The 8,727-nt window shown below is 44.9% G+C and carries 10 protein-coding genes; 4 read left to right on the top strand and 6 right to left on the bottom strand.

Going from position 1 to position 8,727, the window contains the following annotated elements; translation table 11 throughout:
• Positions 1 to 168 precede the first annotated feature (168 nt).
• From Q0140_RS10885 to Q0140_RS10875, 3 genes are all read right to left on the bottom strand, one after another.
• Positions 169 to 930 (bottom strand): hypothetical protein, encoded by a 762-nt coding sequence (locus Q0140_RS10885; RefSeq protein ID WP_297964506.1) that lies wholly within the window; start codon positions 928 to 930, stop codon positions 169 to 171.
• 120 nt (positions 931 to 1,050) lie between these two features.
• Positions 1,051 to 1,869, bottom strand: coding sequence for a cache domain-containing protein (locus Q0140_RS10880; protein ID WP_297964504.1), 819 nt, complete (start codon positions 1,867 to 1,869; stop codon positions 1,051 to 1,053).
• Entirely contained in the window at positions 1,866 to 2,237 is a 372-nt protein-coding gene (locus Q0140_RS10875) for an HIT family protein (protein WP_297964502.1), read from the bottom strand. Before Q0140_RS10875 ends, Q0140_RS10880 begins: the two co-directional genes overlap by 4 nt.
• Positions 2,238 to 2,399: 162 nt before the next feature.
• Between Q0140_RS10875 and Q0140_RS10870 the strand changes: the two genes are divergently transcribed.
• A complete protein-coding gene (locus Q0140_RS10870; protein WP_297964500.1) occupies positions 2,400 to 3,608 on the top strand; it encodes an MFS transporter in 1,209 nt (402 codons plus the stop codon).
• Positions 3,609 to 3,826: 218 nt separating this feature from the next.
• Here the strand turns inward: Q0140_RS10870 and Q0140_RS10865 are convergent, their stop codons facing one another.
• Positions 3,827 to 4,435 carry a YigZ family protein gene (locus Q0140_RS10865; protein WP_297964498.1) on the bottom strand — a complete coding sequence of 203 codons (609 nt, stop codon included), beginning with the start codon at positions 4,433 to 4,435 and terminating at the stop codon, positions 3,827 to 3,829.
• A 70-nt stretch (positions 4,436 to 4,505) separates the two neighbouring features.
• On the opposite strand from Q0140_RS10865, the gene galU reads away from it, so the two are divergent.
• The 3 genes from galU to Q0140_RS10850 all read left to right on the top strand — a co-directional run bounded on the left by galU (position 4,506) and on the right by Q0140_RS10850 (position 7,218).
• Positions 4,506 to 5,342 carry a UTP--glucose-1-phosphate uridylyltransferase GalU gene (gene galU / locus Q0140_RS10860; RefSeq protein ID WP_297881144.1) on the top strand — a complete coding sequence of 279 codons (837 nt, stop codon included), beginning with the start codon at positions 4,506 to 4,508 and terminating at the stop codon, positions 5,340 to 5,342.
• Positions 5,329 to 6,591: a glucose-6-phosphate isomerase gene (locus Q0140_RS10855; protein ID WP_297964496.1), complete on the top strand. Its 1,263-nt coding sequence runs from the start codon at positions 5,329 to 5,331 to the stop codon at positions 6,589 to 6,591. Before galU ends, Q0140_RS10855 begins: the two co-directional genes overlap by 14 nt.
• A 234-nt stretch (positions 6,592 to 6,825) precedes the next feature.
• A complete protein-coding gene (locus tag Q0140_RS10850; protein ID WP_297964494.1) occupies positions 6,826 to 7,218 on the top strand; it encodes a VOC family protein in 393 nt (130 codons plus the stop codon).
• 36 nt (positions 7,219 to 7,254) lie between these two features.
• Here Q0140_RS10850 and Q0140_RS10845 read toward each other — a convergent pair whose 3' ends face one another.
• Positions 7,255 to 7,968: a hypothetical protein gene (locus Q0140_RS10845; protein WP_297964492.1), complete on the bottom strand. Its 714-nt coding sequence runs from the start codon at positions 7,966 to 7,968 to the stop codon at positions 7,255 to 7,257.
• Positions 7,969 to 7,979: 11 nt separating this feature from the next.
• Positions 7,980 to 8,727, bottom strand: a 748-nt coding sequence (locus Q0140_RS10840) for a hypothetical protein (RefSeq protein WP_297964490.1), incomplete at its 5' end; no start/stop codon positions are given.

Below are 8,727 nucleotides of genomic sequence, written 5' to 3'. Positions count from 1 at the left end.
TCAGCTCAAAGCTCGGCGAGGGCAGCACCTTTTGCTACAAAATCCCGCTGTTTAAACAGAAGCTTTTGGATTAAAACGGCACGTTAAATTTAGACGTTAATTTTAAAATTTAGAAGTGAAATTTACGCGGCTATCGGGCTTTTTAAAATTTTGTTTTGAAGCGGCTTTTCAACCACCTTTTGCCTCTCTACTACCTAAATAATATTCTTCCAATGGATAATTTAGATTTCCGCAGTTGTCCAGCTCAAAACCCTGTTTTATATCAAACGATACCTTGTTTCTCTCCTGATAATATTCTTTGATCTTTTCGGAAAAATTCATTCTATCAAATAGGTATTCGGAATGATTGCGTTGTATATAATTTTTATAAATTAAAACAAACTTATCTAACAATATATGAATATTTGGCCCTTTATAAGCGCCATCTAGAGTAATTATCGGTCTATCAAATCCGGCGCTCATATCATTTAAATTTATCTTTATATATTTCTTTGGATCGGTTTTCTTGGCCTTCAGTTTATTCATAAAAATCTCTTCAAACGTCTCGTTATTATCATGATGCTTTTTCAATACTTCAAACCAATTCGATAAATTTATATTTTCTAATTCATAATATGCGATTTCATATATGCTGCGCCAGGAACTACCATAGGTATAAGTCCTATAATCATTGATCATTTGATCTAGTTTTAGCTCATAATCCAAATACTGCCCTATCGCTCTTTTATATAGCTCCTCTTTGGGTAAAATTCTATCCTCTTTTAGGCAGTATCCTTGCTTGTATTTGTCGTAGTCAGGGAGGGAAACTACGGCAAAACCTCGTGAAGTAGAGTAATCGGGGATTATACGGATAAATACAGCGCAGAGTATCGCCGCTAGAAGCAGCGTGCCTGCCAGGGCTTTAAATTTAGCGGATTTATAAAATTTCATACCGACGCTCCTTTTAAAATTTAAAATTTCAGCGCAAATTTCCGCGATTTTGCGATTAAATTTAAAACGTTCGCCGCGACAAAGCAGACAAGCGGAAGCACTTAAATTTAAATCCCGCCGCTAGCCTTCGCGGTGCAGAATTATATAGCCCAGCTTCGTGCCGTTTTCGTCCGAAAATGCCCTCACGTAAAAATAATGCCCGTCCTTTTTGATAAAACTCTGCGTAGTAAAATCAAGCGTCGCCAAAATCGACAAAACGTCGTAATCCGGCGCGCTATTTACGACGATGAAGTCCTTGATAACGCCTATTTTATCGTAGAAGCAGTCGGTCTCGAACCTCTTATCTACGAAGATAAAAATATCGTTTCCCATGCGGTTGATCTGCGCGATGACGTGCTCGAAATCGAGCATTATCTCGGCGCTTCCGATAAATTTACCGTCGCTAAAAACCGGCGAAATTCCGCGCATAAAAACCCCGCACCGTCCCATCTCGACGAGTGCTTTGGGAAGCAGACTATGACGGATCTGCAAAAGCGAATGGCGAAAGGAGCTCAGATCATCGTTGTAAAATTCGTCGCTCCAGCTCCTAGCTAGGCTTCTAGTGTTTTGCGTATGAAAATGTATCTTCACGCCCGTATAGAAGGGCACTGCGCTTAAGATGTCTTTGTATTTTTTCGTCACGTCCATACACTCGCCGTGTTTGCCGCTCTCAAAGCAGCGCACCACGTCGCTGTTTTGCGACAAAATCAGCGAGATCGCAAAGGCGTTTAGCTTCTCTTCGTCCACGATCTTTTCAAACAAGCTCGCGCTAAAATCGAACTGCTGCTTGATTTTTATCTCGTTTTCCTCGCTTTTAAAGCGCAGGTAAAACGCAAAGGTGGCGACGCAGCAAGCAAGCGCGAAAAGGCTTAGGTATTTTTTTGAGCGCGCGCCTATCATCTGAATTCCATCTTTAAATTTGCCGCCAAAATTTCTGCGAATTCGCTAAATTCCGGCAGATCGAGCTTACCGTTTCGCATCTTTTTACCCCAAACGGACTCCGGGAAAAAGCTGTCGTTTTTAAAGCGCGCTTGGACGTGAAAATGCACGCGCGGCACGTAGTTGGCGAAGCTTGCGACATTTATTTTATCGGGTGCGTAAAACTCCCGCAGGCTCTTTTCGCACTGAAGCACGGCGCGCCACAGATGCGCCAGCGTCGCCTCGTCGCAGTCGCTAAGCTCTTTAAATTTCGCCTTCGTAAAGACCTTCACCCACGGCACTTCGTGCTCCTCGCGCTCCACATAAATCATCTCATCTTCGTAAATCATCGCTTCTCCTTGAAAATGGAATTTTAATGCAAAGCCCATTAAAGCTCGGTAAATTCCTCTTACATAAATAATATACTAAAATACATTAATTAAATATATCTATAAAATCTCGATATATTCGTGATTTTTATGCTATAATTCTATTTTTTAAAAGGAATATATATGAAATCAGTTTGGGTAATGATCCTATGCGCCGCGGCGATTTTGATGATTACGATGGGCATTCGTATGTCATTAGGTCTTTTCGTGCAGCCCATAATGCAAGCAAATTCCCTATCCATCGCACAAGTAAGCTTTGCGATGGCAACTACGCAGCTGGTATGGGGCTTTTCGCAACCGCTTAGCGGGATACTTGCAGACAAGCTTGGTGCCTACGTCGTGCTATTTTGGGGCAGCGTGCTTTTGGCGATTAGTTGCGCTCTTGTGCCGTTATTTAGCAGCGAAAGCGCGCTTGTATTAACGATGGGTTTTGGGCTTGCACTGGGGCTTGGCGCGGGTAGTTTTCCAATTCTAATGAGCCTAATGGCAAAGCGCCTGCCATTTTCTATCCGCTCGGTTGCTAGCGGAGTGCTAAATGCAGGCGGCTCGTTCGGGCAGTTTTTATTTGCACCGATGATTGGGTTTTGTATCGCAACGCCTGCTTTGGGATACGGCGGCGCATTTTTTACGCTCGCAGGGCTTAGCTTGCTAATTCTGCCGCTTGCAAGACTTTTAGCAGGCGGTAAAATTCTATTTGGCGAACAAACCAGCCTGCATGAAGAAGATAAGCGCAGCTTAGGCGAAGTGCTGCGTTTAGCACTGCGCGATAAAAGCTATATTTTGATAAATTTAAGCTTTGCTACGTGCGGTTTTCACGTAGCGTTTTTAGTGACGCATCTGCCTAGTGAAGTAGCACTAAGCGGGCATGGCGCGCAGGTAGCGTCCTTTTCGCTCGCACTGATTGGCATCGCAAACATCGTAGGCAGCTTATTCGTAGGCTGGTGTGTTTCCAAAGTGCGCTGTAAAGTCATTTTATTTTGCATATATGCCCTGCGTATCGCTCTTATTGGTGCTTATGTGCTCTCGCCCAAAGATAGCCTTACGTTTTATATCTTCAGCGTGGGATTAGGATTTACCTGGCTAGCGACCGTACCACCTACTGCGGCTGCCGTAGGTAAGCTGTTGGGAACGCGATATTTAGCAAGCCTATTTGGATTTACGATGCTTTCGCATCAAATCGGCGGATTTTTTGGCGCATATATCGGAGGTCTTGCGGTACGGGCATACGGCGCGTATGATTATATGTGGTATTTGGATATGACGCTAGCGGCTATTGCAGCTCTGCTAAGCCTGCCTGTGCGTGAAGCTAAGATGAAGCACGTTAAATTTTGAAATTTACGGACGGAATTTTCGCGAAATTTTGCAAGCTAAATTACGACGAAATTTTGAAATTCTTAAAATTTTAAAATTTATCGGATTTTATGTTTCGCACGATGAAATTTCACTTTAGCTTTAAAATTCCATTGCGATAATGCGATAAAATGCAAAATCCGCTTATGCTTTCAAATTTAGCCGGGGCAAACTTTTAAATTTTATAGAATTTTGAAATTTTAAAATTTCGGCTCGCGCAGCATTTTAAGGGCCGGCGCGAGAGCATCTGCAAAACCCATAAATTTTTCAAATTCCTCCGCGCTAAGCTCTGCGCTAAACTCCGCTCCCGCAGCACCAAAGCTCGCCTCATAAACAAAACCCGATTTTTTTAAAAAATGTTCAAATTTAGCCACCGCCGCAAACGGCACGAAAAATATGCACTTCTTACGCAGCACGAATTCCACTAGCTCTGCGGCATCCGCAGCGGCGTCTATCGCGGCATTTGCGCTACTAGCGTATGCGCGCACCAGCCCACCAGTACCTAGCTTGATGCCGCCGAAGTAGCGCACCACGAGCACCGCGGCGTTAATTAACTCGGCGCCGCGAAGCGCGTTTAGACACGGCGCACCCGCGGTCGATTTGGGCTCGCCGTCGTCGCTTGAGTTTTCTACGATCTGCCCGGGCTCGTTCAGCGCGCGATACGCCCAGACGATATGGCGCGCCTTGGGATGCTGCTGCCGCAACTGCGCACGCAGCGCCTCGAAGCTCGCTAGCGGCGCTAGATAGGCGATGAAGCTTGATTTTTTAATCTCCTGCGCGGCGCTGATCTCTTTTTCAATCGTTTTCAAGGCTTTCCTTTGCGGAATTTTATCTTTTTTGCATTATAATAAAAGTTCAAAAAAAGATCAAAGGAGCTTCATGATCCAGACTTGTTTATTTCCCGCGGCGGGCTACGGCACACGCTTTTTGCCCGCGACCAAATCGCTACCAAAAGAGATGCTTCCGATCCTTACCAAGCCGCTCATTCACTACGGCGTGGACGAGGCGCTGGAGGCGGGCATGGACAATATGGCGTTCGTCACGGGTCGCGGCAAGCGCGCTCTGGAGGATTATTTTGACCGCAGCTACGAGCTGGAGGATCAAATTTCAGGCAGCAGCAAAGAATATCTGCTCGACGAGATCAGGGCGCTTATGAAGCGCTGCACCTTCTCTTTCACGCGCCAAGAGCAGATGAAGGGGCTCGGCAACGCGATTTATACGGGTAAAATTTTAATCCGCGACGAGCCTTTCGGCGTGGTGCTCGCAGACGATCTGTGCGTGAACGAAAACGGCGAGGGCGTGCTTGCGCAGATGGTTAAAATTTACGAAAAATACCGCTGCAGCGTCGTTGCAGTGATGGAGGTGCCGCCGCAGGACGTAAACAAATACGGCATCATCGCGGGCAAGAGCATCAGCGACGATCTGATAATGGTCTCGGATATGATCGAAAAACCTGAACCTAGCGAGGCTCCGTCAAGCTTAGCCATCATCGGGCGCTACATCCTAACGCCCAATATTTTCGATCTCATCGAGCAGACGGCGCCCGGTAAAAACGGCGAGGTGCAGATCACCGACGCGCTTTTGAAGCAGGCTCAAAACGGCGTGGTGATCGCGTATAAATTTAAAGGCACTCGCTTCGACTGCGGCTCGGTAAAAGGCTACGTGGAGGCGATCAAATATTTCTACGAGCGAGAATTCGGCGATGGTAAAAAATGAGCTGTTTTTCCAGCCGGCAAAAGACGGCGCGCTAGAAGAGGTAGCAGCAAAGATCCGCGCCGAATACGAAAGCGGCGAGATAGGCTACTACCGCCTGCCGCAGCAAGGCGCAGACGAAATAGCGCGGGCGCAGGAATTTTTTAGCGCGCGAAGCTACGACGAGATCGTGCTTATAGGCATCGGCGGCTCCAGCGTGGGCGTGCGGGCGCTTTATGAGATGCTGCGTCCGCGCGTAAGAAAGAATTTACGCTTTAAAATTTTGGATAATCTCGACGGACACAGTGTAAACCGCGCGCTTGAAGGGTTAAATTTTGCTCGCACGATCTTCATAATATCCTCCAAATCGGGCGGTACGATCGAGACGATCTCGCTTTTTAAAGTCGTTTTGCAGCGTTTCGGAATTTCAGATTTAAAGACGCTAGCAAAAAATTTCATCTTTATCACCGATGCGGGCTCGCCGCTTGATATCTTCGCGCGTGAGCACGGTGCCTGCGTGATAAATATGCCCGCTAACGTAGGCGGCCGTTTTAGCGTGTTAAGTGCGGTAGGGCTAGTGCCCGCAGTTGGGCTAGGCCTTGATGCAAGCGCGATGTTGCGCGGGGCTGCCGCCGCAAAAGAGCGGTATCTGGATGAAATTTTAGCAGGCGATCCCGCTAAAATCGCGGAGAATAAAATTCTACGAAAAGCCCATCACTACGCCACGCACAAAAGTGCGAAAATCAACATCCTTTTTAGCTATGGCGACGCGCTGCGCGCATTGGGTGAGTGGTATGTGCAGCTCTGGGCGGAAAGCCTAGGTAAAAAGATCGGCTTTAGCCGCGAGGGACTTACTCCTGTAGGGCTTGTAGGCTCGCGCGATCAGCACAGCTTCCTTCAGCTCATAATGGACGGCGTAAAGGATAAGACCGTGACTTTCTTAAAGCTCACGGACAACGGCATTACGGACGCGGTGCCCGGTATCAGTCTGCAAGGTCTTGAGGGCTGTGACTTCGTAAACGGCATGCGACTGGATGAGGTGCTAAATCTTCAGTGCGATGCTACGCTGCAAGCCGTGCTAAATGAGGGTATCAGCGTCGATCTTATTGAGGTTCCGCAGCTTTGCGAACAGAGCGTGGGCGAGCTATTTTACTACTTCGAGCTGCTAACCAGCGCCACCGGAGCGATACTGGGCGTCAGCACTTACGATCAGCCGGGCGTCGAGGTAGGCAAGAGAATTTTAAAATCGCTAGTTTTGAAATCGCGAGATTAGAATTTGCGGCGCTAGCTAGACGGAATTTCGTCGGTCTAAATTTTACTAAAGCCAGGCTCTACTCGCACCCTATTTTGCTTGGGCAAAATTTTAGAATTTTAAAATTTACGCCGCGAAATTTTGATTTCTCGCTACGAACATTTGGAATTTTGTCGCGAAATTTCACGGCAGAATTCCAAAATTACACCGCGAGGCGTAAAAATTTTGCGACTTGCGAGCGCGCAAGGATATGAAATGAAAATCACAGAGATCGATCACTTCGTGCTAGTTACGGAGGATCTGCAAAAATGCGTGGAATTTTACGAAGGGATTTTGGGCTTAGAGCATGTTTGCGAGGGCGGCAAACACAGCCTGCGTTTCGGCTCCTCAAAGATCAATATCCACACCCGCGCGGGCGAGTTTGCGCCGTTTGCAGCACGTCCTAGCGCAGGCTCGGCGGACTTTTGCCTCATCTGCGAAGATCAAAGCGCGCAGCAGCTCAAAACGGAGCTTGAAAGCAAAGGGGCGCAAATAGAGCTTGGCGTCGTGCCTCGCACGGGCGCGCGCGGCGCTATGCAAAGTATCTATCTGCGCGATCCTGACGGCAATCTCGTAGAGCTCGGCGTATATGAAAGCGGCAATGATTAGAGCGTAAATTTTAAAGGCAAAATTTCAAGCGGAGCGCTAGAATTTAAATTTTCTAAATTTTACCTTTTTGCTAAATACCGACAAGGTGCGAGGGACGGTATCTAAATCTATATGCGTTTTGCGCATAAAATACTCTTTTAATTCCAGATACTCTTTTTCGCTATAAATCAAAACATTTATAATTCTAAGATCGCCCGTTTCGCCGTATATCACAAGTCGGTCATAGACGCCTAAGCATCTGAAACTGCCATTTTTAAGATGCATCAATATACCCGCTCCGAATAGGCTAATTGCTATCATCGAAATTAGCGCGATCATCGCATGCATTCCGCGCATAACGTATGCGCCCAAAGGCCAAAGCGACAAAAATAGCATTTCAGGTATGCTTATCCTCTGCTGCCGGTCCCAGCGCGGATCAAAACTGACCGCAACGGCGCCGATTTGTTCAAGCTTCAAAGATTTATAAGCTTTATCTTCTTTGTAATATTTGATATCCGAATCGTTAAATACGAAATAGACGCCCTTTTGTTGCTTTCGCCTGATAAAAAATATTACCAAAGCGAAAGGAAGTAATCTAAAATTTTTGGGCTCAATGGGGTTTACTACGGTAACGACCGAGATGAAAAATAAGCATCCTATAAGCGTAGCAATCGTGGAGTATTTCATATAGTCGTAAAAAGCATAGTCTTTTATTATTATCGGCTCTTTGTCGTAATCTCTAAACTCAACCTCTTTGTTTCTTGTATCCATAACCGCCCGCTTTAGCTAAGATAATATTTTTCTATTTTATCAATATCGATATGTTTTCTAATTAAAAACCATTCTTTTATCTCGTTTAGCCTTTCCGCATCATATACGCAAACTAAATAATTTTTTGCCGATAAAATAGAGCTTAAATAATAAGTATTTTCCTGCTCATAGTACGGATAATCTACTACGATTGCAGAAAAGAATGAAAAATTCTTAAAATTGCCTACAATTAAAAAGTGAAAAAATATTTTCAAAAAGATTGCAGAAAGTATTGAAAAAATAAAGAATAATAAAATTTGCGATGATAAAAACGATAGTGCTGCAATAGAAAAAATTATAATAATATTATAAATGAAGCGGCGAATTTTATCATCGTTGCAATATCCCCAAAATGGTCTGCCTATCACATCATTTAAATGAAGATTGTTGGTCCTTCTCTCAAGCTCGCCGTTGTTATAGAAATCTATAGAATTATTCATAAAGTAGATTTTGCAATTATTATTGCTTACACAGCTGTTATAAATAAGTCTCAATACTATCGCTATAAAAATTCCAAATATAACGCTAGAGCCTATTTCCATCATCGATATATGGTGTTTTGAAAAAATTAAATCCCATATACTTAGGATATATCCACCTAAAATCATAGGCGCGTATAAAAATGTAATTGTAGATATTAGCAGCCTCTCATAATTTTTTACTATTATCGGATCTTTGTCGTAATCTCTGGCTTTTTGTTTATTATAATTTTCCATTATT

The sequence above is a fragment of the uncultured Campylobacter sp. genome (assembly GCF_938045405.1).
In the GTDB taxonomy this organism is placed as follows: Bacteria; Campylobacterota; Campylobacteria; order Campylobacterales; family Campylobacteraceae; genus Campylobacter_B.
Note: the sequence above shows the minus strand (reverse complement) of the source record. Positions and strands in the feature narration are given on the sequence as shown.